Below are 23,232 nucleotides of genomic sequence, written 5' to 3' on the forward strand. Positions count from 1 at the left end.
ATTTTCTACCTGCGGTTTTGTGATGTGGACCGTACTCGCGACGCCACGATCGCCAGCACGTCGGCGCCGTAGTCCACGATCTTCTTCGCGCCGATCCCGGGGATCGCGGCGAGCGCGGCGTCGTCGGCGGGCAGTTGCTCGGCGATCGCTGTGAGCGTGGTGTCGGTGAACACCACGAACTCGCGGACGCGCAGGGCCTCGGCCTTCTCCGCCCGCCACTCCTTCAGCGCCGCCAGCAGCGCGGCGTCCAGTTCGGCGGGGCAGCGGCGGCAACGGCCGAGCATGGTGGCGTAAGTGCCGATGAGAGGTTTCGCGCAGACCCGGCAGGTCGGGCGCACCCCTTTCGGCTCGGTGCGCCCCGCCGCCGACGCGACCCGCGAGGCCGGGGAATCGTCGGGGACCAGGCCGTTGAGGAAGCGGGAGCGGCGGCGGGTGCGCCTGCCGCCCTCCCCGCGCGCGAGCGCCCACGAGAGGCGCAGGTGCACGCGGGCCCGCGTCACGCCGACGTAGAGCAGCCTGCGCTCCTCCTCGAGTGCGGCGAAATCGGCGACCGATCCGTCGTCGGCGAGCACGTGCGCGATCGGCACGGTGCCGTCGGACAGCCCGACGAGGAACACCGCGTCCCACTCCAGGCCCTTCGCGGCGTGCAGGGAGGCCAGCGTGACGCCCTGCACGGTCGGTGGGTGCCGGGCCTCGGCGCGGGCGGCCAGCTCGCGCAGCAGGCCGGGCAGTTCCAGCTCGGCGTCGTGTTCGACCAGTTCCTCGGTGAGCTGGACCAGCGCGACGAGGGAGGCCCAGCGTTCCCTGGCCTGCGCGCCCGCCGGCTCCTCGGCGGTGAGCCCGGCCGGGGCGAGCGCGGCGCGCACCAGGGTGACCAGGTCGGTTCCGCGGGTGGCGCGTTCGGGCAGGTCGTCGCGCGCCGCCGCCTGCCGCAGCAAGCTGACCGCCTGTTTGACCTCCGCGCGCTGGAAGAACCCCTCGCCGCCGCGCACCTGGTAGGGGATGCCGCGTTCGGTGAGCGCCTGCTCGTAGGCCTCGGACTGGGCGTTGATCCGGTACAGCACCGCGATCTCCGCCGCGGGGGTGCCGGCCTCGATCAGCTTCGTGATGCGGCGGGCGACACCGGCGGCCTCGGCGGGACCGTCGTCGTATTCGGCGAACTCGGGTTCGGGCCCGTCGGGGCGTTGGCCGATCAGTTGCAGGCGGGTGCCTGCGATGCGACCGCGCGCCGCGCCGATCACCCGGTTGGCCAGCGACACCACCTGCGGTGTGGACCGGTAGTCGCGTTCGAGCCGCACCACCGTGGCGTCGGGGAAACGGCGCGAGAAGTCGAGCAGGTAGGCGGGTGTGGCGCCCGTGAACGAGTAGATCGTCTGGTTGGCGTCGCCCACCACGGTGAGGTCGTCGCGCTCGCCCAGCCAGGCGTCGAGCACGCGCTGCTGCAACGGCGTGACGTCCTGGTACTCGTCGACCACGAAACTCCGGTACCTGCCCCGGAATTCGTCGGCGACCGACGGGAAGTCCTCGAGCGCGGCGGCGGTGTGCAGGAGCAGGTCGTCGAAGTCGAGCAGCAGCCCTTCCGGCGTGGTCTTCAGCTTCTCGTAGGCCGCGTAGACCTCGGCGACGCGCTGCGCGTCGTAGGGGGGCTCGCGGTGGTGTCTCGCGGCGGCGGCCGGGTAGTCCTCGGGCGCGACGAGCGAGGATTTGGCCCATTCGATCTCGCTCGACAGGTCGCGCACGCTGTCGGTGGCGGCCGAGAGCCCGGCGGCGTGCGCGACGCGCGCGACCGCCTGGAACTTCGTGTCCAGCAGCCGCCACGGCACCTCGCCGACGACCTGCGGCCAGAAGTACTTCAACTGCCGCAGCGCCGCCGCGTGGAAGGTGCGCGCCTGCACCTGGTTGGCCTCGCCGCCCAGCCCGAGCGCGCGCAACCGGCCCCGCAATTCCCCGGCCGCGCGCGCCGTGAACGTGACCGCCAGCACCTGGTCGGGTTTGACGTGTCCCGCCGACACCAGGTGCGCGATGCGATGGGTGATGGTCCTGGTCTTGCCCGTGCCCGCGCCCGCGAGCACGCACACCGGCCCGCGCGGCGCCTGCACGGCGGCCGCCTGTTCGGGATCGAGGGCATCGAGAGCGAAGGCGGGCACGGCGTCCATCATGGCAGTCCCCGCCGACACGGCCACCCGCCCCGCGCCCGACGAAGACACGCCGAGTGCGACACGCCATAAATCGCCGGGCCGGTGGAACACCGCCGCGCGCGGCCGCGTTGAATCTCCGCGTGACTGAAGTAAGCCCCGCCCTGACGATGTACTCGACCACCTGGTGCGGTTACTGCCGACGGCTGAAGAAGCAGCTGGACGAGGCCGGTATCACCTACGTCGAGGTCGATATCGAGCAGGACCCCGCCTCGGCCGAGTTCGTCGGCAGCGTCAATAACGGCAACCACGTGGTGCCGACGGTGAAGTTCGCCGACGGTTCCACGGCGACCAACCCGTCGCTGGCGGCCGTGCAGCAGGCGCTCGCCAAGATCGCCTGACCGGCCACGGACGCCCGGTCGGCCATCCCCCGACCGGTCAGGCCACGCCCACCCAGGACTCGACGATCGTGCGCGCGATGGAGATCGACCCGGGGAGCAGCAGTCGCGCGTCCGCACGCCGCGCCGACCAGTCGCCCGCCGCCAATGCCTCGCGCACCTCGTCCCTGCCGAACCAGTGCGCTTCGGCGATCTCCCCGTCGGAGAACACCAGCGGCTGCTCCGGGTCGGCGACGGCGGCGAATCCGAGCATGAGCGAGCGCGGGAACGGCCAGGGCTGGCTGCCCAGGTAGTGGATGTCGCGCACGTCGAGACCGACTTCCTCGCGCATCTCCCGCTCCACGCAGCGCTCCAGCGATTCGCCCGCCTCGACGAATCCGGCCAGCAGCGAGAACAGGGTGCTCGGCCAGGCGTGCTGACGCGCGAGCAGCACCCGGTCACCGCCGTCGTGGATGAGGCAGATGACGGCCGGGTCGATGCGCGGGAACTCCTCGTGCCCGGATTCGGTCACCCGCGTCCACCCGGCCTTGCCGGCGGTGGTGCGCGACCCGTCGTAGGCGCTGTAGCGCGATTTGTCGTGCCAGTTCAGCAGCGCGAGCGCGGAGGTGAGCAGTCCGGCGGTGAAATCATCGATCTCCGCGGCGAGTGCGCGCAGGTCGGTCAGCTCCCCGGCCAGAGCGTCGTCGCGCACCGCCCACAGGTGCCGTCCCTCGGCGATGCCGAGGAACACCGCCTCCTGGCTCGGCTCGGCCGACAGGTCGGCGGCCGCCTCCAGCACCAGCACCCCGCCGTCGAATCGGACCTGGCCGCGCCGGTTGACGCGCAACAGTCCCGCGCCCGCCCAGCCCTCCTTCAGCGCGTGCTCGTCGGTGCGGAGTTCGTCGGCGCGGTCGACGGCGGCGCGCGACAGCAGGGGAATGCCGTTCAGCTGAAAAGACACGCTTCGAGACTACTTCCGCGCGGTGCTACTTCGCCGCACGCCGGATGTAGAGCAGTTTGTCGCCCGCCTCGACGGCGTCCACGGCCGGATCGCCCACCCGGATGAGTTCGCCGTCGCGCACCACGCCGAGCACGATGTCCTTGAGATGTCGTGGCGAACCTCCGATCTCGGAGTCCTCGACTTCACGCTCGGCGACCGCGAACCCCTCCTCCGGGGTGAGCAGGTCCTCCATCATCTCCACGACGGTCGGCGTGGTGGTGGCGATGCCGAGCAGGCGCCCCGCGGTCTCCGAGGACACCACCACCGAGTCGGCGCCGGACTGACGCAGCAGGTGCATGTTCTCCGCCTCGCGGATGGCCACCACGATCTTGGCGGTCTTGTTCAGCTCGCGCGCCGTCAGCGTTACCAGGACCGCCGCGTCGTCGCGGTTGGTCGCCACGATCACCGACGACGCGTGCTGCACGCCGGCCAGCCGCAGCACATCGGACTGGGTGGCCGAACCGTGGACCGTCACCAGGCCCGCGTTCGCGGCCCGCTCCAGGGCGACGGTATCGGTGTCGACCACCACGATGTCGCCGGGTTGCACGCTGTCGCCGAGCATGGCGTCGATGGCGGTGCGCCCCTTCGTTCCGTAGCCGACCACAACCGTGTGATTACGCACTTTGCGCCTCCAGCGCTGAATCTTGAACGCCTGCCGGGACCGTTCGGTGAGCACGCTGATGGTGGTACCGACCAGCACGATGAGGAACAGGACGCGCAAAGGGGTGATGATGATGATGTTCGCCAGTCGCGCCCCCGGCGAGGCCGGGATGATGTCGCCGTATCCGGTGGTCGACAGCGACACCGTCGCGTAGTAGAACGCGTCGAGGAACGACAGTTCGGTCCCGGTGTTGTCCCGGTAGCCGTCGCGGCCGATGTAGACCACGGTCGCGGCCAAGAACAGCAGCGCGATCGCGAACAGCACACGCCGCCACAGTGATACCCACGGACTGATCTGCGGCGCGGGGATGCGCAATACACCCACCAGCGCGAAGTCGGGCCCCGACGCCTTGCTCGGCCGCATGACACGATTCCTGATATCACCCAGAAACATCGCGCACACCCGCCCGCCGCGCCGCTGTGGCGGCTATCTCCGGCACTGTCTCTCCCTCCGGCACAATCCGGGAGCCTACCGGGTCGATCGGCCGGTGCCCGGACTCGACGCGAGCGCCCGGCGAATGCCAAGGTAGGTAACCATGGCAGAGATCGAATCCCCCGCCGGCGACAGCCGCACACCCGCCCTCGCACTCGCGGCTCTGCTGTTCGGCGCCGGGATCCTGCACTTCGTGATGCCCAAGCCGTTCGACGCGATCGTGCCGCGTGCGCTGCCCGGCGAACCCCGCGACTACACCTACGCCTCGGGTGTCGCCGAACTCGGTGTCGCCGCCGCGCTGGCCGCCCCGCGGACCCGGTCCCTGGGCGGCAAGCTGGCGGCGCTGCTGTTCGTCGCGGTGTTCCCCGCGAACGTGCAGATGGCGATCGATGTGAGCCGCAGCGAGAAGGCCTCGCCCGCGTTCAAGGTGGGCACGATCCTGCGCCTGCCGTTGCAGATCCCGCTGATCGTCGCCGCGCTGAAGGTCGGCCGGGGCTGAGCGCTCTCGGAGCACGAGGCGGTCGGCCGGCAGCCCGAGTGGCCGCGACGACGCTGTGGCCGGCCGGCATCAGCCCTCGGTGAGGTAGCGGACCGCGATGCCGAGGACCGCGACGTTGTAGAAGAACCCGAGCACCGCGTGGATCACGGCGGCCAGTCGCACGCGGGTGTCGCGGATCGTCACGTCGGAGACGGCGAACGAAGTGCCGATGGTGAACGAGAAGTACACGAAATCGGCGAATCGCGGCGACGGGGTGCCGGGGAAGTCCAGGACGCGCTCGGGCAGCGCGGCGACGTAGGACTCGCGATACCGCTCGGCGTAGGCGAAGTGCAGCAGCGTCCACGCCAGCAGCACCGCGGGCACGGCCGCCACCTGGGTGGGCACCGCGCCCTGCTCCGGGCGCACCGAGATCGCGAGGCCCGCCGTCACGCCGATGACGCTGCACAGCACGGTGAACACCTGGGCGAAGAACCGGGCGGTGGGATCGCGCGCCACTCCGCGCAATTCGCGATCACCCACCGACCACCGGTCGTGATACAGCCAGGCCAGGCGCACACCGAGGTAGACCACGGCCAGCGCGTCCCACAGCAGCAGCGCGCCCACCGAATCGGCGGTGAGCACCACCACCACGCCGACCGCGATCAACGCGAATTCGACCACGAACGAGATTCCGGCCAGTGCGTATCGGATCATCGATGTCTCCTGGTGAAGGGGCGGCGGTGGGCAATATCGTCACAGAGTCGGTGGCGGATCACGTGGTGGGGCGGAGGAGCGGATGAGGTCGGCCAGTTCGTCGGGGCCGGGGAGGGTGCCGGGGGCGATCGTGCGGCCCGAGCGGATGTAATGGAATGCGGCGCCGACCTTTTCGAGCATCTCGCGCTCGGTGCCGCCGTGGCGGGCGACCATGAGGCGGGCCCAGGCCAGGCGGTAGATGGCCAGCTGCATGGCGACCGCGGGTTCGTCGTCGGGGCCGGGTTGCGCGCCGGTCTTCCAGTCCACGACCAGCCAGCCGTCGCCCTCGGCGAAGACCGCGTCCATGCGGCCGCGGATGACGGTGCCCGCGATCGAGGTCTCGAACGGCACCTCCACCTCGAGCGGACTGCGGTGCGCCCAGGGCGAATTCAGGAACGCGTCCTGCATCTTCGTCAGCTCGGCGTCGGCGCCCGCGTCGGCCGTGGCGCCGCCCGCGCCGGGCAGTTCGTCCAAACCCAGCAGGCGGGTGCCCGCGAACCAGCGCTGCACCCACGCGTGGAAGGCGGTGCCGCGCCGGGCCATCGGGTCCGGCGGGAACGGCAGCGGCCGCCGCAGCCGCCGCGCCAGCCGCTCCGGATCGGCCCGCATCTCCACCAGCGCCGTCGCCGGAATCTGGCCAGGCAGTTCCACTTCCCGCTCCGCGGCCCGGCTCGCCTCGAACTCGGCGAGCAACGCGTCCACGTCGGCCTTCCAGCCCTCGGGGTCGTCGGGATCGACGGGCCCCGCCGCGAACGCCCCTTCGTCGGGCGGCGGTTCGAAGTCCTCCGGGAACGGCGCCTCGTCGTCGGCGAACAGGGCGGCGAAGTAGGCGTCGTCGGGTGGGACGGAGGCGAACTCGTGCGTCGGCGAATCAGCACCGTGCGGTGGGTGCGCGAGGGAGACCTCGGACGGCGCGAGGGTCTGCGGACTCGGACTGGCCGGGGACGCTGGGGCGTCTGTTGGGGAGGCGAAACCTTCTGGCGGCGGGGCGAATTCATCCGGCGGCGGCACGAATCCGTCGGGCGGCGGCACAAAATCATCCAGCGGCGGCACCAAGCCTTCGGGCGGCGGGGCGAAGCCGTCGGGTGGAGGCGCGTCCCCGTCTGCGGCGAGATCGGCGAACTCGAACAGCGCGTCCGGCTCGGCGGGCGCACGACTCCCGGACTCGCGCGAACCCGCGTCCGACAGTGCCGAGTCGCGATCGGCCGACGTATGCCGACGCCGCCCCGGTCGCCCGGCGAACGCGCCACCTTCCGGCTGCGACACCACGCCCGACACCGCAGACCGCTCGCCCGCAGCCGGATAACTCTCGGGCGCAACATGGTTCACCTTCCGCGTCCGCGCCGCGGCCTCCTGCGCCCGCAGTTCGGCGAGCGCCGTGCGCACCAGCGCCGCGCCCTCTTCGATCGGGTCGCGGCGGGAGCCGAGGGGGTCGCGGGGCCATTCGGCGGTCGCGGGGTTGTCGGTGAACGGGTTGGCGGTGCCCGCTTCGGGCGGGTCGTCCCAGCGGGCGATCTCGACCGTGCCGTGGGCGGGCGTGCCGGGGGTTTCGGCCGCGGCCTTCAGTTCCAGCAGGAAGTCGGAGGGGCCCTTCGGCTTGTTGCCTGTCTCGGCCCAGTGGTGGGCCGAAACCAGCAGCACCCGTTCGGTTCTGGTGAGCGCGACGTAGAACAGCCGCCGTTCCTCGTCGAGGCGGCGGCGGTCCAGCGCGGCCTTGTGGTCGTTGATCGCGGCTTCCAGCTCGGCGCGGTCGTGCAGATCCGACAGGTCCAGCACCGGCACACCGTCGGCGGCGTCCTCGGTCGCGCGGTCGCCGCGCAACGAGGTGGGCAGCTCGGCCAGCGCCCCCAACCACGTCGCCGAGGCCGCACCCGACGGGAACACCTTCACCGACACGTGTGGCACCGCGACGATCTCCCATTCCAGCCCTTTCGCGGCGTGCACGGTGAGCACCTGCACCCGGTCCTTGGCGACCTCCACTTCCCCCGGCTCGAGCCCGTTCTCCACCGATTCGGCGGCGGCGAGGAAGGCCAGCAACCCGCCCAGCGAGGCACGGGAATCCGCCGCGTACCCGGCCACCACCTCGGCGAAGGCGTCCAGATGCTCGCGACCCGCGCCGGTGCCCGCCATGGCGCGGCGGGCCTGGGTTTCCACGCCGACGCCGATGGTGCGCTCCACGTCGGCCACCAGTTCGGTGAGCGGCTGCCCGCTGCGCTCGCGCAACGCCGCCAGCTCGCGGGCCAGGGCTACGATCCGCGCGTATCCGGCCTCCGAATAGTGTTCCGCCGGACCGGGATCGGCGATCGCGTCGGCGAGTCCCGCCTGTTCGGCGGGTTCCGGCGCCACCTCGCGCAGCGCGTTGTCGAGCGCGGCGCCGTCGGTGATCGCGTCGGAGGCGTCACCGGTCGGCCGCCCGATCGAGAGGTCCCGCGCGCGCCGGGCCAACGCCCGCAGATCCGCGACACCGATCCGCCAGCGCGCCCCGGTGAGCACCCGCACGGCGGCGCTGCCCGCACCGGGCTCGGCGATGAGCCGCAGCGTGGCCACCACATCGGCCACCTCGGGCGTCGCGAGCAACCCACCGAGGCCGACGATCTCCACCGGTAATCCGCGCTCGCGCAACGCTTCCGCGAGCGGCGCGGCATCGGCGTTGCGGCGCACCAGCACCGCCGACGTGGGCGGCGACGCTCCGGCGGCGTGCCGGGCGGCCCATTCGGCGGCGATCCGCTCGGCCGCCCACTCACGTTCCGCCGCAATGTCTTCGATCAACGCCAGCGCGACAGCGCCCGCCTCCGCACCGGGTCTGGCGCGCAGCGCGTCCACGGTGACGCCACCGGATTCCAGCGCGCGCTGCCGTAGCGGGTCCGACACCAGGTTCGCCAGCGCCAGCGCCTCGGGCGGATTGCGCCAGCTGGTGAGCAGCGACAACGTGGGCGCCGGCACACCGGGCGCGAGCGGGAAGTCCGTCGCGAACCGGGGCAGGTTCGCCGCCGACGCACCGCGCCAGCCGTAGATGGACTGCATGGGATCACCGACGGCGGTCACCGCCAGCCGCTGCTCCCCCGGGTCGTCGTGCAGTCCACCGAACAAGGCGGACAACAGGATTCGCTGGGCATGGCCGGTGTCCTGATACTCGTCGAGCAGGACGAGCCGGAACCGCCCCCGCTCCGACGCCGGCACTTCGGGATGTTCGGCGGCCAGCCGCGCGGCCAGCGACATCTGCGCGCCGAAATCCAGTGCGCCCCGCCGCCGCAACGCCGCACCGAGTTGCCGGACCAACGGCAGCAGCGCCACCCGTTCGCGCTGGGCCTTCACATAGCCCTGCAAGTTCTGACTGGGCCCGCCGCGCTGGCGCGGTCCCGGCGGCAGCGAGAACACCAGCTTCTCCAGGTCGGTGTGCGCCTCGGCGAGCTGTTCGGGCTCCACGAGATGTTCGGCCAGCTGCCCCGACAGCGCGAGCACCGCCTCGGTGACCGACACCGGCGTGCGCTCGGTCTCCAGATCGCCGTCCCAGGTGCGCACCACCTGGTGCGCGAGCTGCCACAGCTGGGTCTCGGTGAGCAGCGTCGCCGACGGTTCGACGGGCAGCAGCAAGCCGTGTTCCCCGAGCAGCCGCCCCGCGTAGGAGTGGTAAGTGCTGATCTCGGGTTCCGCGCCCGCGAGCCGGGTGCGCAGTTCCCCCGTCGGGTCCAGTTCGCGCAGCAGCGGCGACCCGGCCAACCGGGCGAGGCGGGTGCGGATACGAGAAGTCAACTGCTGCGCGGCTTTTCGCGTGAAGGTCAGGCCGAGTACCTGTTCGGGCGTGACCAGCCGGTTGGCGACCATCCACACCACGCGCGCGGCCATCGTCTCGGTCTTGCCCGCGCCGGCGCCCGCCACCACCAGCGTGGGCCCCGGCGGGGCGGCGATCACCGCGCTCTGCTCCTCGGTGGGCGGGGGCAGGCCGAGCGCCTCGGCGATCCGCTGCGGCGACACGGCGGCGGTGTTCACTCGTCGGTCACCTGTCTTCCGGTGTCCTGCACCGGGCAGCTGCCCGCGACCGCGCAGTGGCGGCACCCGTCGTTGCGCATGGCCAGGAAGCTGGGGCCCTTGGTGGCGGCGGCGGCCTCGTGGATGGTCTCGCGCCACTCCTCCAGTGAGTCGGGGCCGAGGGGGTCCTGCGTGCGCTCGGTGGCGCCCTCCTTGCTCGGTTTGGCGACGTAGACCAGCCGCGCGCCGCCGGGTTCGGCCACGGCGCCGGATTCGGCGGGCGCACCGTCGTTCTCGGCGTCGAGCGCGCCGTGCGCCGCGGCGACCTGATAGGTGGCGAGCTGGGCGTGGTCGGCGGCGGCCTGTTTGGTGATCGGATTCTTGCCCGTCTTCACATCGACGATGACGTAGCGGCCCTCGGCATCGCGCTCCAGCCGGTCGACGCGGCCCCGGATCCGCACGGGGCGTTCGTCTTCCGCGCGCGCGGGCAGCACGCAGTCGACCGGCACCTCCACGCCGGCCTGGGTGAGTTCGCCCCTGGTGTTGCGCACCCACGCCAGGAACGTCTCGAGCATGGCCTCGGTGCGGCGCAGTTCCTGGCGGGAATGCCAGCCGGTGCCGGGATCGACGGCGCGCCAGGTCTTGTCGAGCGCGGCGCGCACCTGCGACTCGGGAACCTTGCCCGCCAACGCCTGCACGAGGGTGTGCACCAGGTTGCCCTGGACGGCGTGCCGGTTGTCGCCGTCGGTGCCGCCGTGGCGCTCCAGTGCCCAGCGCAGCGGGCAGGTGCGCAGCTGGTCGACGGTGGAGGGCGAGAGCGCGACGGCGCTGTCCTCGTCGTCCCACAGCGTGTCGTGCGAGCTGAGATCCGCTGTGCCGTACCACTCTTCGGGGTGCGTGCCGGGGACGCCCGCGTACGCGAGCCGGGCCAGCTCCCGCGCGGCACGCGACCTGCGCTCCGGATCGGATTCCGGATCGCACACCGCGCCACGGAGTTCGGCCACCAGCGCGTGCATGACGAGCGCGCGTCCCGGATCGGTGACGGGCAGCGCGCCCGGCTCGGTGTCGTCGTCGTGGCCGAGCAGTTCGGAGAGGAAGCGGGAGGGCACGAGATCGCGCTCCCCGGAGACCGATTCGACGGCGGTCACCAGCAGCGAGCGCCGGGCGCGGCTGCACGCCACCAGCAGCAGCCTGCGTTCCTCGGCCAGAATCGGGGCGGTGCGGCTCACCGGCTCCCCCGTGAGCGCGATGCCCGCGGTGAGATCTACGAGGTCCTCGGTGTGCAGCAGGGTGCCGCGCGGGCGCGGGTTGGGCCAGATGCCTTCCTGCACACCGGCGATGGCGACCACGTCCCACTCGCGGCCCGCCGCCGCGTGCGCGCTGAGCAGTTCGACCGCCTCGCCCGGCGCGGTCACCGGCGCGCCGTCCTGCGGAATCTCCTGTCCCAGCAGGTATTCCACGAAACCCTCGAGACCGGCGCGCGGCAACCGGTCGACGTAGGCCGCCGCCGCGTCGAACAGCCCGACGGCGGCGTCGAGGTCGCGATCGGCCTGCATCCCGACCGCGCCTCCGCGCTCGGACTGCGCCACCCACCGCCGCTCCAGCCGGGACGCCCTCCACAGCGCCCACAGCACGTCCTCCAGTCCGGCGCCACGACCGCGCGCCGCGCGCGCCCGCTCCAGCGCCGTGAGCACGCGCCGCAGGGGCGCCGCCTCCACATCGGTCAGCCGCTCCAGCAAGCGACGGTCCCCGCCGCCGACGAGGAGTTCCCGCAGCACCTCGGCGGAGGAGCGGTCGAGAAGCGAAACCTGTTCGGCGGACTCACCATCCGAGCCGTCGGCGGGGGATTCAGGATCGTCCTCCGCCACAGGATGCTCGACCGGTGAGCCGTCGGCGGGAGTTTCCGATTCACCCTCCACCACAGGATGTTTGACCGGCGAATCGTCCGCGACGCGATCGTCCGGCTCCAGCCCCCAGCTCAGATCGTCCTGTCGCCATTCGGTTTCATCGACCACCCACCCCCGCTCGTCGGCGGGATCGGGTGGCGGTACATCGTCCTCCTCGGGCGGCATCTCGAGGGGCGGCGCATCGTCCAGCGGTATCACGCCGCCCTCGGGCGAAGCGTCACCCGCAGAAGGCCTCTCGCCCACGAACGGCGTCCCCTCCGTGGACGACACCCCGTCCACCGCGGGCGCGACCCACCCCGCAGCCCGCTCCGCCTCCAGAATCCCGCGCCGCAATCCCCTCCGCAGGCGCCGCAGCGCGATCTGATCGGCACCCCCGAGCGGCCCGGACAACAGGTCGAGCGCGTCCTCGGCCGTGAACATCTCGGGGTCCGCGCGCTCTCCCGCCAGCAGCGCCCGCAAGGCCAGCAGCATCCACGCGGCACCCCGCCGACGAGCCAGCGGCACATCGGGCGCGGGCTGGTGCACGGGCACCCCGGCCGCGAGCAGCGCGCGGCGCAGCGGCGCGAGCGACAGCGGCACCGAGCGCACGATCACCGCCATGTCCGACCAGGCCACACCGGCCGTCAGGTGGGCCCGCCGCAAATGGTCCGCGATCAGCGCGGCTTCCTTGGCGGGCGTGGCGAGCACCCGCACGCGCACCGCGGTGCCGTCGTCCTCCGGCAGCTGCTCGCGCGCGAGTCGCGCGGGCCGCTGCGGCGCGCTCCCCGGCAACTCGGCAGCGACCCGCGACACCGCCAACCGCACCTGCGCGCCGGAACGGTGATTGCGGCGCAACACGATTCGCCGTTCCTCCGGTCCACCGGGGTCGGCCGCGAACGACGGGTCCGCGCCGCGGAACGCGAACACCGCCTGGTCCGGATCGCCCGCCACCACCGCGGTGTGCGCGGCCGCGCCGATCACCCGCACCAGCAGCGCGGCCTGCGGGTCCAGGTGCTGCGCGTCGTCGACCAGCAGGTACCGGATCCTGGCCCGCTCCTCGGCGAGCAGGTTCGCGTCGATCGCCAGCGCGTCCAGCGCCGCGCCGATCAGCTCGGCGGCATCCAGCGCGGGCGCCGTCGCCTCCGGCGCCTCCACGCCCACCGACCACCGCAGTAGCAGTGTCTGCTCGTAGCGCGCGGCGAACCGCCCCGCCGCCTCCCACTCCGGTTTGCCGTGCTCGCGACCGAGCCGCTCCAGATCCTCCGGCCCGAGCCCCCGCTCGGTGGCACGCAGCATGAGGTCGCGCAACTGGTCGGCGAACCCGGCCAAGCCCAGCGCGGGCTGCAACCGTTCCGGCCACAGCGCGTGCGCGCCGGCGGCGATGTCCTCGAGGTCGCCGCGCAGCAGTTCGCGCAGCACGGCATCCTGTTCGGCACCGGTCAGCAAACGCGGCGGCGGGTTGCCGTGGGCGGCGGCGTGCCTGCGCAGCACCGAGAACGCGTAGGAGTGCAGGGTGCGCACCAGCGGTTCCCGCGTCGCGCCCGGCACCCCGCCGGACTCCGATCCGGGGGCGGTCAATCGCGCGGTGACGGCGTCGCGCACCTCGCGCGCGGCCCGCTTGGAATGGGTCAGGACCAGCACCGATTCCGGATTCTCCCCCGCCGCGACCCGCCCCGCCGCGAGGTCGACCAGCAGCGCGGTCTTGCCGGTGCCCGGCCCGCCGAGCACCTGCCACGGCTGCCAACCGGGCCGCCTCGGACCCGCGCCCGCCGCCGAGTCGAACAGCGCGCGCACGTCGGCACCCCAGATCCGCGCCCGGGGTGTCGTCGCGTTCCGGCGCACAAGTCGCACCGCGCTATCCGATCGCACCACAGCGGCTATTGCAACAGACCGGGCCGACAGGATCGCGGCCCGCCGTGTGCGGGCGTTGTGCACGTCACGGCCACCTCGCCGACACCGCGCGGTCACCGGGATGCCGCGCCCGCCGGGACCCGACACAATGGTGCGGTGCCGTCACTCCACGTCCACCGTTTCGGTCCCGCTTCCGGTCCCGCCGTCCTCGCCCTGCACGGGCTCACCGGACACGGCAGGCGCTGGGAACCACTGGCCACCGAGCATCTGCCCGAGGTCCGGGTGATCGCGCCGGACCTGCGCGGACACGGGCGCTCGACGCCGTTGCCGCCGTGGGATTTCGAGACCGTCGTCGCCGACCTGGCCGTGCTGCTCGCCGACGAGGACGGGCCGGTCCTCGTGGTCGGCCACTCGTTCGGCGGCGCCGTCGGGATCCACTTGGCGGCGACGCACCCCGAGTTCGTGCGCGGCCTGGTGCTGCTGGACCCGGCGATCGCGGTGGACCCGGCGCTGCTGGCCGACATCGCCGAACGCACGCTCGCCGAGCCCGATTTCGCCGACGTCGAACACGCCCGCCGCGACAAACTCGCCAGTTCCTGGCATGAGGTGGAACCCCGGCTCCTCGATATCGAACTCGCCGAGCACCTGGTCCCCACCGAGGGCGGCCGGGTGGGCTGGCGGCTGAGCCTGCCCGCCGTCACGTCCTACTGGGGGCAGCTCGCGCGCCCCTTCATCCTGCCGCCCGCCGGCCTGCCGACGGTGCTCGCGCAGGCCATGAAGGTACAGCCGCCGTTCGTGAGCGCCGAGTTCCGCGCCGCGCTGGCCGAGCGGCTCGGCACCGCGCTCACCGTCCGCGAATTCGACTGCGACCACATGATCGCCCAGGCCAGGCCCGCCGAGACCGCGGCGCTCGTCCGCGCGGCGCTGTAGACCATGGCGACCACCGACGCCGAGATCGAGCTGGTCCGCGCCCTGGTGGCGAGCATCCCGCGCGGGCGGGTGGCGACCTACGGCGATATCGCCGCGGCGGCCGGGCTGTCCACGCCGCGCACGGTCGGGTGGATCATGCGCACCGATTCCGCCGACCTGCCCTGGCACCGGGTGCTGGGCGCGAGCGGGCGTCCGGCCGCGCACCTGCGGGGACGCCAGCTGCGGCTGCTGGCCGAGGAAGGCGTGCCGATCCGCGACGACCGGGTGGACCTGCGGGCCGCGCGGTTCCCGTTTCCCGAACCTCCCGAACGGCCGCCCGCCACGGGTTAACGTGGATGTCATGTCGACTCGGCTGGCCTGTGTCGTGTTCGACGCGCGGCAGCCGCGCGTCGTCGCGGACTTCTGGGCCGAGCTGCTGGGCTGGTCGGTCACGCTGGACCGGCCCGACGAGGTCGACGTCGCCGCGCCCGATCCCGACGGCATGGACATCGCGCTGACGTTCCTGCCCGCCGCGCACCCCAAATCCACGAAGAACCGCCTGCACCTGGACCTGGCCAGCCGGTCGCGGGACCACCAGCGGGTCCAGGTGGACCGCGCGCTGGCGCTGGGCGCCCGCCACCTCGACATCGGCCAGGGCGACGTGCCGTGGGTGGTGCTCGCCGACCCCGAGGGCAACGAGTTCTGCGTGCTGGAGCCGCGCGAGCACTACGTCGACACCGGCCCGGTCGCGGCCATCGTGGTGGACACCCGCGAGCCCGCCCGGCTCGCCGAGTTCTGGTCGGCCGCCTCCGGGTGGCCCGTGGCCCACCTCGGCACCCGGGTGGCGGGGCTGCGCTCGGCGACCGGGCTCGGGTGCTGGCTCGAATTCGTCCGCAACCCGGAGGTGAAGCAAGGCCGCAACCGGCTGCACCTGGACCTCACCTCGTCGGCCGACCGCGGTGCCGAACTCGCGCGCCTGCGCGAGGCGGGTGCGCGGAGCGTGGCGGGCGGTTTCGGCGGCGCCCCCGGCACGGTGCTCGCGGACCCGGAGACGAACGAGTTCTGTCTGCTGGATCCGGCGCCGGACCTGTCGCGGGTGTGAGGCGGGCAGGTGGCGGATCGCCCCGGTCACGCCCTGTGTCGAAGGCCGGCCGGGCGGTCGAACTAGCATTTTCCGCATGAGGTACCTCGCGGCGGAGCGCGACCGATGACGGTCGGGGACGCGATCGTGCTCGCCGGCGGGCGGGCCAGCCGGATGGGCGGCGTCGACAAACCGGCCTTGGTGATCGGCGGCCGGTCGATGCTCGAGGCGGCGCTGAGCGCGGCGGCGGGGTGCGCGCGGATCGTGGTGGTGGGGCCGCACCGGCCCGAGTTGGCGCCGGAGATCGGGCAGGTGCGGGAGACCCCGGCCGGCGCGGGACCGGTGGCCGCGGTCGATGCCGGGTTGCGCGAGCTGGCGGATTCCGACGCACCCCACGTCCTGGTGCTGGCCGCCGACATGCCGTTCCTGTCCCGGGACACCGTGGACGAACTGTTCGGGCACGCCGCAGAATCCGGCGCGGACGCGGTGTTCGCGGCCGACGGGTCCGGCCGCCCGCAGTACCTGATCGGGGTGTGGCGGCGCGACGCGTTGAAATCGGCTCTGGCGGAACTGGACTCGCCGATCAACCAGCCGATGAAGGTCCTGGTCCCGCCGCACACCGCGACGATCACGCTCGCCGACATCGACGACTGCGACACCGAGGACGACGTGCGCGAGGCCCGCGAGCGGATCGCCGACACCGCGCCGCTCGCGCTGTCCGAGGCACGGAAGGCCCTGCGCGAGAAGCTTTCCCCATTGGCACCAGAGCGCAGGCCACTACGCGACGCACGCGGTGCGGCGCTGGCGGCCTCCGTTCTCGCCGAATCCGCCCTCCCCCGATTCGACGTCTCCGCGATGGACGGCTACGCGGTATCCGGCGACGGACCGTGGAAGTTGCGGCGCGACATAGGATTCGCGGGCGGCGAACGCCCGGCCGGATTGCAGCCCGGCGAGGCCGTCCGCATCGCCACCGGAGCTCACGTCCCCGACGGAGCCACCACCGTCCTCCGGGACGAATTCGCCGACGTGCGTACCGATCACACGCTGCACCGCGTCCCCGATACCCCGATCCGCGACGACGTGCGCCGCCGCGGCGAAGACCGTGTCCCCGGCGACGTGGTCGCGCCGGAGGGCACGCCGGTCACGCCCGCGCTGATCTCCGCCGCGGCGAGTGTGGAGGTGACCGAGGGCGAGGTGCGCGGCCCGCTGCGCGCCCGCATCGTCATGACCGGCGACGAGATCCGCGGCGAAGGCCCCCTCCAGACCGGGCAGACCCGCGACTCCATCGGCCCGATCCTGCCCGATCTGCTGACCCGCTGCGGCGTACAGGCCGCCGACCGGGTGCACCTGCGCGACACCGCCCGCGGATTCGACGAGGTCCTGGTCGCCGCCACCGACTGCGACCTGCTCGTCGTCGTCGGCGCCACCGGCGGCGGCGCGGCCGACCAACTGCGCGGCGCCCTCTCCCGGACCGGCGCGCGGGTGGTGGTTCCGCGCCTGCGACTGCGCCCCGGCGGTTCCACCGTCATCGCCGAAACCAGCGGGAGCACAACGGTTCTGGGATTGCCAGGCAATCCCTTCGCGGCCGTCGCCACCCTCCTCGCCCTCACCCCGGCGATCGTCGAGGGCCGCACCCGTGCGCACCCCGGGCGCCCCTTCGTGGGACCGCTGCACAACGCCTCCGACATCTCCGGTCCGGTCGCCCGCGTGGTGCCCGCCCGCATCGCGCCCGCCGGCGGCTGGATCGGCGATCCCGGCGTCCGCACCGCCCACCTGGGCGGGCTGGTCGACCGCGACGGCCTGGTGATCGTCCCGCCCGACGCCGCGGACGGCACGCTGGTCGAGTTCCTGCCGCTACCGCGATAGTCACTGCGCCGGAATACGCCCCCGACGGGCGGATCTTCCGAACGCCCGACGCTCACCGAAAATGACCTGTCGCATTTCCTTCCCCAATTGATGCACGATCGCTATCGTGATCTCGTTAGGCGAACACTCACATACCCGAAAGGACCGAGTGGAAATGGCTGACAAGTCCAAGAAGACGCCTAAGAAAATGCCCAAGCAGATGCCGAGGCAGCAGCAACAGCAGCGCCAGGAGCAGGGCGCCGACCCCCGGGCCGAGCGGAGCACCGACGACCGCCGCCCGCCGGACCGCCGCCACAACTGACCGTCCGACCGCGGCCGCCGGATCCCTCCCGGCGGCCGCGTCGCGTATTCCACGCAGGCTGCGCGCAAACCTGGCCTCGCGCGGCCGAGCCGGGATTTCCCGAATGGATGTCCGTCCCCAGCAACGCGCGCGGTTACGAATCCTTCGGCGGAACCGTCGGCCGCACCACCGCCGAATCGACCCCCGAGTGGACCTATCCACCCACCGCCGCGCCGGATGCGCCGAACATCGTCGTGGTCCTGGTCGACGACATGGGGTACAGCGATATCGGCCCGTTCGGTTCCGAGATCGACACGCCCACGCTGAATCGCTTGGCGGACAACGGCGTACGGCTCACCAACTATCACACCACCCCGCTGTGCTCGCCCTCGCGCGCGTCCCTGCTCACCGGGATCAACGCCCACCGCGCGGGTTTCGGCTTCGTCGCCAACGCCGATCCCGGGTATCCGGGGCTGCGGCTGGAACTGGCCGACGACGTGCTGACGCTCCCGGAGATCCTGCGCGCCAACGGCTACGCCACCTACGCCGTCGGCAAGTGGCACCTGGTGCGCGACGCCACGATGAACCCGGCCGCGCACCGCGATTCCTGGCCCACGCAGCGCGGATTCGACCGCTACTACGGCTCGTTGGAGGGACTGAACTCCTTCTACTATCCGAACCAGCTCGTCTCCGACAGCTCGGTGGTGGACGTCGAGGAGTATCCGCCGGACTACTACCTCACCGACGATCTCACAGACAAGGCCGTCTCCTACATCAAGGATCTGCGCGCGCACGACGCGACCAAACCGTTCTTCCTGTACTTCGCGCACGTCGCCATGCACGGGCCGCTGCAGGCCAAGCCCGTCGACCTCGCGAGGTACCGCGGCCGCTACGCGCAGGGCTGGGACCGGCTGCGGCAGGAGCGGTTCGCGAATCAGCTCGCGCAGGGGCTGTTCCCACCGGGCACCCGGCAGAAGCCGCGCAACACCGAACCGGGATACGAAGCGGCCGAATGGGATTCGCTCACCGCTGACGAGCAGCGGCGCTTCGCCCGGTACATGGAGGTGTACGCGGCGATGGTGGACAGCATCGACCAGAGCGTCGGCCGCATCCTCGGCACCCTCGAACAGCTGGGCGAACTGGACAACACCATCGTGGTGTTCACCTCCGACAACGGCGGCACCGCCGAGGGCGGACCGGAGGGCACCCGCACCTACTTCGCCGAGTTCGCCCGCATCGACGACCCCGACTGGGTCGGCGACGTGCCGCACGACGAGGAACTGATCGGCACCGCCCGCCTCGGCGTGCACTACCCGCGCGGGTGGGGCCAGGCATCCAACACACCGTTCCGCTTCTACAAGGGACAGACTTTCGCGGGCGGGGTGCGCGTGCCGCTGCTCGTATCGTGGCCGAAAGGGTTGCCGCGCACCGACGGTGACAACGGAATCCGGCACGAGTACGCCTACGTCACCGATCTCGCGCCCACGCTGCTCGAGCTGGCCGGACTGACCCGTCCGACGGTGCGCAACGGGTTGCCCGCCAAGGATTTCGACGGCGTCTCCGCCGCCGCACTCCTGCGCGACCCGTCGGCGAAAACCCGTCACACCGAGCAGTATTCGGAGATGGCCGGCCACCGCGGCTTCTACCGCGACGGCTGGAAACTGTTGTCCCTGCACGAACCCGGCCGCGACGTGGACGACCCGCACTGGCAGCTGTTCGACGTCCGCGCCGATCCCACCGAGCTACACGACCTCTCCGCGCGATTCCCGGACAAAGCCGCCGAGCTCGCGGCCGCCTGGGACGAATCCGCCTGGGCCAATGCCGTTTTCCCGCTGCTGACCCGTCAGGACCTGGCGCATCGACGCCCCGAAGAGGCCCGATTCGGCGACCCGCTGCGCCTGCTGCCCGGCACGCCCACCCTCGAGCGCTACCGCTCGCAGCGCCTGATCGCCTACCGCGACTTCGAGATCACCGCGGAGCTGGCGGGATTCGAGCCCGGCGACGAAGGCGTGCTGGTGGCACACGGCGATCCGCTCGGCGGCTACCTCCTCTACGTCGAGAACGACCGAATCGTCTTCGGCATCAACAGCTATGGCGACTACGCCCAGACCTCGGCCTCGCTCGCCCCCGGCACGACGCGGATCACCGTCACCGCCACCGTCCGCCCCCATCTGCGCTGGGACTTCACCCTCGCCCTCGGCGACACCCCGGCCGCCGAACTCCGCGATCGCGTCCAACTCGTCGGCATGTCCCCGTGGACCGGCATCTCCGTCGGCGTCGACGCCCGCGGCCCCGTCTCCTGGGACCTGCGCGAACGCCGCGGCCCCTTCCGCTACACCGGCACCCTCCGCAGCATCACCTACACCCCGGGCCCCCTGCGCGTCCCCCAACGCACGATCGAGGAGGTGGAGCGGGAAGCGGAGTTCGTGGCGGAGTAGCGGGGCGGCGAGCGAGCCGGGTACGGCGGGTTGGGCCCGGTCGGATACCGTTCACCAGGGAGAATGCCGGTCTGTGCGGAGGAATCGATGGAGGACAGTTCCCTGATCTGGGACGACGGCGCGCTGGTCACCCTCGATCAGCGCGGACTGCCGCACGAGGTGCGCGAGCTGCGGCTCGGCACGGTGGACCAGATCATCGACGCGATCCGCACGCTGGCGATCCGCGGCGCCCCCGCCATCGGCATCGCGGGCGCGTTCGGCGTGGTGATCGCCACCCGGGCGCACACCGCGGGCGGCGTGGTGGACGAGGCGGCGGTGCAGGCCGAAGCCGACCGGATCGCGTCCGCGCGACCGACCGCCGTGAACCTGGCCTGGGCGGTGCGGCGGGTGCGCGCGCACGTCGCGCGCGGCGCCGACGCGGTGCTCGCCGAAACCCTCGACATGCTGGCCGAGGACGGGCGCGTCAACCGGGCCGCCGCCACCCACGCCGCCGATCTCGCGCAGCGCCTGTGCGGCGAGCGCCCGCTGCGCGTGCTCACCCACTGCAACACCGGCCGCCTCGCCACCAGCGCGTTCGGCACCGCGATCGGCGCGCTGCGGGTGCTGGCCGACCGCGGCGCGATCGAGAACGTGCTGGTCGACGAGACCCGCCCGCTGCTGCAAGGCGCGCGCCTGACCGCTTGGGAGCTGGCCGAGGCCGGTATCCCGCACCGGCTCACCATCGACTCCGCCGCCGCGTGGGCCATGGCGACCGGACAGGTGGACTGCGTGCTGGTCGGCGCCGACCGGATCACCGCCGACGGCGCCGTCGCCAACAAGATCGGCACCTACGCCCTCGCCCTGGCCGCGCACCGGCACGGCATTCCGTTCCTGGTCGTGGCACCCGAGTCGACCCGCGACCCCGGCACCGCCACCGGCGCGGACATCGTGGTGGAGGAGCGCGCGGCCGCCGAGGTCACCGGGTTCGGCGGTGTCGCCACGGCGCCGGCCGGGACCGAGGCGTTCAATCCGGCGTTCGACGTGACCCCGCCCGATCTCGTGACGGCGGTGATCACCGAGAACGGCGTGGTCTACGAGAACGGCGGCATCCCGGAACGCGCACCGGGCGCGGAAGGCAGTGGCGCGCAAGAGGATGCGTCCGATCTCGCTCGGATGGCCCGCGAGCTGTACGCGCGCGGTTGGATGCCCGGCACCGCGGGAAACATTTCCGTGCGCACGGGCGACGAGGCTCTGATCACCGGCAGCGGACTGTCCAAAGGGCAACTGGCCGTGGCGGATATGGTGCGCGTGCGGATCGCGGACTCCGCGCCGTTGCCCGGCCAACTGCGGAAACCCTCCGCCGAGACCACCATTCACACCGCCGTCTACCGCACCACCGACGCCGACGCCGTCGTGCACGTGCATTCCCCGTTCGCGACCACCCTCGCCACGCTGCACGGTTCCCCCGACGCGCGAACCACCTTGCGGATCACCGATCTCGAACTCATCAAGGGGCTCGGCGGCGCCGATCCCACCGCCGTCGACCTCCCGGTGTTCCCGAATTGGCGTGACGTGCCGCGCATCGGCGCGGATATCGAACGATTCCTGCGTGAAAACCCCGACGCCCCACCGATTCTGTGTATCGCGGGGCACGGGATCACCACGTGGGGTGAGGATCTCTCCCGGGCGCGCGATCGTGCCGAATGCCTGGAGGCCCTGTGCGAACTCGTGTCGCGCACCGGGCGGCGGCACGCCTTCGCCACGCCCACCCCATCGCTAGAGATTGGATCGACATGACTCTGCTGCAGGTGATGGCCGCCGACGACGCGGCCGCGGTGCGGGTGCGCACCTCCGACGACGAGGTGATCGCCGCCGAATTGGCCGGGCACGGCATCACTTTCGACCGCTGGCCGGTGGTCGAGAACGCGTCGGCGGTGCCGTCGGACGAACTGCTCGCCCACTACGCCGAGCGGATCGCCGAACTCAACGCCTCGGGCCGCTATCGGCACATCGACGTGGCGCGCATCCACCCCGACGACACCAACCCGGAGTGGCCGGCGATCGCCGAGGGCGCCCGGCAGAAGTTCCTCAGCGAGCACCGGCATGCCGAGGACGAGGTGCGCTACTTCGCGTCCGGGCGCGGCTGCTTCTACCTGCACCTCGGCGAGGAGGTGCTGGCGGTGGTCTGCGAGGGCGGCGATCTGCTGTCGGTGCCCGCGGGCACACTGCACTGGTTCGATATGGGCACCAGGCCCGATTTCATCGCCCTCCGGTTCTTCGAGGAGGAGGACGGCTGGGTGGGCGACTTCACCGGCGACCCGATCAGCCAGGGCTTCCCCACCCTCGACGAGCTGCTCACCGCCCCGTGACCCGCGCGATCGTCCTCGATATCGAGGGCACCACGAGCCCCACCAGCTCGGTTCGCGAGGATCTCTACGGCTACACCGCGGCCCGGCTGCCGGACTGGCTGGCCGAGCATCGCGACGATGTCGCCGCGCCCGTGCTGGCCGGCACCCGCGAGCTGGCCGCGCGGCCGGACGCCGAGGTGGGCGAGGTCGCCGAGATCCTGCGCGGCTGGCTGGGTTCGGATGTGAAGGCCGAGCCGCTGAAGACCGCGCAGGGGCTGATCTGCGCCGAGGGGTTCCGCAACGGCACGCTGCACGGCGAGTTCTTCGACGACGTGCCGCCCGCACTCGTCGCGTGGCACAAGGCCGGATACGCGCTGTCCGTGTACTCGTCGGGTTCGGTGCGCAATCAACGGGATTGGTTCACCTTCGCGCGCGGCGGCGACCTCTCCGCACTGATCGGCGACCACTTCGACCTGTCCACGGCGGGCCCGAAGCGCGAGCCCGCCTCCTACGAGACGATCGCCCGGTCTCTCGGGCTCCCTCCCGCGGACATCCTGTTCCTCTCGGATCACCCTGACGAACTCGATGCCGCGGTGGCGGCGGGCTGGTCGGCAATCGGCGTTCACCGTGACGGCGAACCGAACGCCCCCCGACCCCCACACCGCTGGATCAGCTCGTTCACCGAAATCGACCTGCCTGGCGTTTAGCCCCGCCCGAACCGCGCGACGAACACGTTCTCCGGGGACGCGCCGAGATCGCAGCACACGCGGACTCACCGCGGAAGTCGGC

17 protein-coding genes are annotated in these 23,232 nt (G+C 72.2%); 11 read left to right on the forward strand and 6 right to left on the reverse strand.

Features of this window, described 5'->3' with window-relative positions; genetic code table 11:
* Window positions 1-5 precede the first annotated feature (5 nt).
* Complete coding sequence (locus tag DFR74_RS10295; RefSeq protein WP_084537752.1) at window positions 6-2,159, reverse strand: UvrD-helicase domain-containing protein; 2,154 nt, start codon at window positions 2,157-2,159, stop codon at window positions 6-8.
* A 146-nt stretch (window positions 2,160-2,305) separates the two neighbouring features.
* Here DFR74_RS10295 and DFR74_RS10300 point away from each other — a divergent pair, with 146 nt between their 5' ends.
* Window positions 2,306-2,536 carry a mycoredoxin gene (locus tag DFR74_RS10300; protein WP_084537753.1) on the forward strand — a complete coding sequence of 77 codons (231 nt, stop codon included), beginning with the start codon at window positions 2,306-2,308 and terminating at the stop codon, window positions 2,534-2,536.
* Window positions 2,537-2,573: 37 nt separating this feature from the next.
* Here the strand turns inward: DFR74_RS10300 and nudC are convergent, their stop codons facing one another.
* The gene (gene nudC, locus DFR74_RS10305) at window positions 2,574-3,473 is read right to left on the reverse strand and encodes an NAD(+) diphosphatase (protein WP_067509996.1); all 900 of its coding nucleotides are present in this window, start codon (window positions 3,471-3,473) and stop codon (window positions 2,574-2,576) included.
* A 25-nt stretch (window positions 3,474-3,498) separates the two neighbouring features.
* Entirely contained in the window at window positions 3,499-4,536 is a 1,038-nt protein-coding gene (locus DFR74_RS10310; protein ID WP_067509997.1) for a potassium channel family protein, read from the reverse strand.
* Between the two features lie 172 nt (window positions 4,537-4,708).
* On the opposite strand from DFR74_RS10310, the gene DFR74_RS10315 reads away from it, so the two are divergent.
* Window positions 4,709-5,104, forward strand: coding sequence for a DoxX family protein (locus DFR74_RS10315; RefSeq protein WP_067509998.1), 396 nt, complete (start codon window positions 4,709-4,711; stop codon window positions 5,102-5,104).
* 69 nt (window positions 5,105-5,173) lie between these two features.
* Here the strand turns inward: DFR74_RS10315 and DFR74_RS10320 are convergent, their stop codons facing one another.
* The 3 genes from DFR74_RS10320 to DFR74_RS10335 are packed head-to-tail and all read right to left on the reverse strand — an operon-like array spanning window position 5,174 to window position 13,560.
* Complete coding sequence (locus DFR74_RS10320) at window positions 5,174-5,797, reverse strand: DUF1345 domain-containing protein (RefSeq protein ID WP_067510000.1); 624 nt, start codon at window positions 5,795-5,797, stop codon at window positions 5,174-5,176.
* 39 nt (window positions 5,798-5,836) lie between these two features.
* Window positions 5,837-9,826 (reverse strand): ATP-dependent DNA helicase, encoded by a 3,990-nt coding sequence (locus DFR74_RS10330; RefSeq protein ID WP_084537754.1) that lies wholly within the window; start codon window positions 9,824-9,826, stop codon window positions 5,837-5,839.
* The gene (locus tag DFR74_RS10335) at window positions 9,823-13,560 is read right to left on the reverse strand and encodes an ATP-dependent helicase (RefSeq protein ID WP_067510168.1); all 3,738 of its coding nucleotides are present in this window, start codon (window positions 13,558-13,560) and stop codon (window positions 9,823-9,825) included. Before DFR74_RS10335 ends, DFR74_RS10330 begins: the two co-directional genes overlap by 4 nt.
* Window positions 13,561-13,698: 138 nt before the next feature.
* On the opposite strand from DFR74_RS10335, the gene DFR74_RS10340 reads away from it, so the two are divergent.
* The 9 genes from DFR74_RS10340 to mtnC all read left to right on the forward strand — a co-directional run bounded on the left by DFR74_RS10340 (window position 13,699) and on the right by mtnC (window position 23,150).
* The gene (locus tag DFR74_RS10340; protein WP_067510002.1) at window positions 13,699-14,472 is read left to right on the forward strand and encodes an alpha/beta hydrolase; all 774 of its coding nucleotides are present in this window, start codon (window positions 13,699-13,701) and stop codon (window positions 14,470-14,472) included.
* Window positions 14,473-14,475: 3 nt separating this feature from the next.
* Window positions 14,476-14,802, forward strand: coding sequence for an MGMT family protein (locus DFR74_RS10345; protein WP_067510004.1), 327 nt, complete (start codon window positions 14,476-14,478; stop codon window positions 14,800-14,802).
* 10 nt (window positions 14,803-14,812) lie between these two features.
* Window positions 14,813-15,553: a VOC family protein gene (locus tag DFR74_RS10350; RefSeq protein WP_067510170.1), complete on the forward strand. Its 741-nt coding sequence runs from the start codon at window positions 14,813-14,815 to the stop codon at window positions 15,551-15,553.
* Between the two features lie 105 nt (window positions 15,554-15,658).
* Entirely contained in the window at window positions 15,659-17,398 is a 1,740-nt protein-coding gene (locus tag DFR74_RS10355; protein WP_067510006.1) for an NTP transferase domain-containing protein, read from the forward strand.
* Window positions 17,399-17,552: 154 nt separating this feature from the next.
* Entirely contained in the window at window positions 17,553-17,699 is a 147-nt protein-coding gene (locus tag DFR74_RS35875; protein WP_157115840.1) for a hypothetical protein, read from the forward strand.
* A 107-nt stretch (window positions 17,700-17,806) separates the two neighbouring features.
* Window positions 17,807-20,116 (forward strand): arylsulfatase, encoded by a 2,310-nt coding sequence (locus tag DFR74_RS10360; RefSeq protein WP_067510008.1) that lies wholly within the window; start codon window positions 17,807-17,809, stop codon window positions 20,114-20,116.
* A gap of 87 nt (window positions 20,117-20,203) precedes the next feature.
* Window positions 20,204-21,892, forward strand: coding sequence for a bifunctional S-methyl-5-thioribose-1-phosphate isomerase/methylthioribulose 1-phosphate dehydratase (locus tag DFR74_RS10365; RefSeq protein WP_067510171.1), 1,689 nt, complete (start codon window positions 20,204-20,206; stop codon window positions 21,890-21,892).
* Window positions 21,889-22,464 (forward strand): 1,2-dihydroxy-3-keto-5-methylthiopentene dioxygenase, encoded by a 576-nt coding sequence (locus DFR74_RS10370; protein WP_067510010.1) that lies wholly within the window; start codon window positions 21,889-21,891, stop codon window positions 22,462-22,464. The genes DFR74_RS10365 and DFR74_RS10370 overlap by 4 nt, the downstream gene beginning before the upstream one ends.
* Window positions 22,461-23,150 carry an acireductone synthase gene (gene mtnC, locus DFR74_RS10375; RefSeq protein WP_067510012.1) on the forward strand — a complete coding sequence of 230 codons (690 nt, stop codon included), beginning with the start codon at window positions 22,461-22,463 and terminating at the stop codon, window positions 23,148-23,150. The genes DFR74_RS10370 and mtnC overlap by 4 nt, the downstream gene beginning before the upstream one ends.
* Window positions 23,151-23,232 lie beyond the last annotated feature (82 nt).

The sequence above is a fragment of the Nocardia puris genome (genome assembly GCF_003315035.1).
Taxonomy (GTDB): Bacteria; Actinomycetota; Actinomycetes; order Mycobacteriales; family Mycobacteriaceae; genus Nocardia; species Nocardia puris.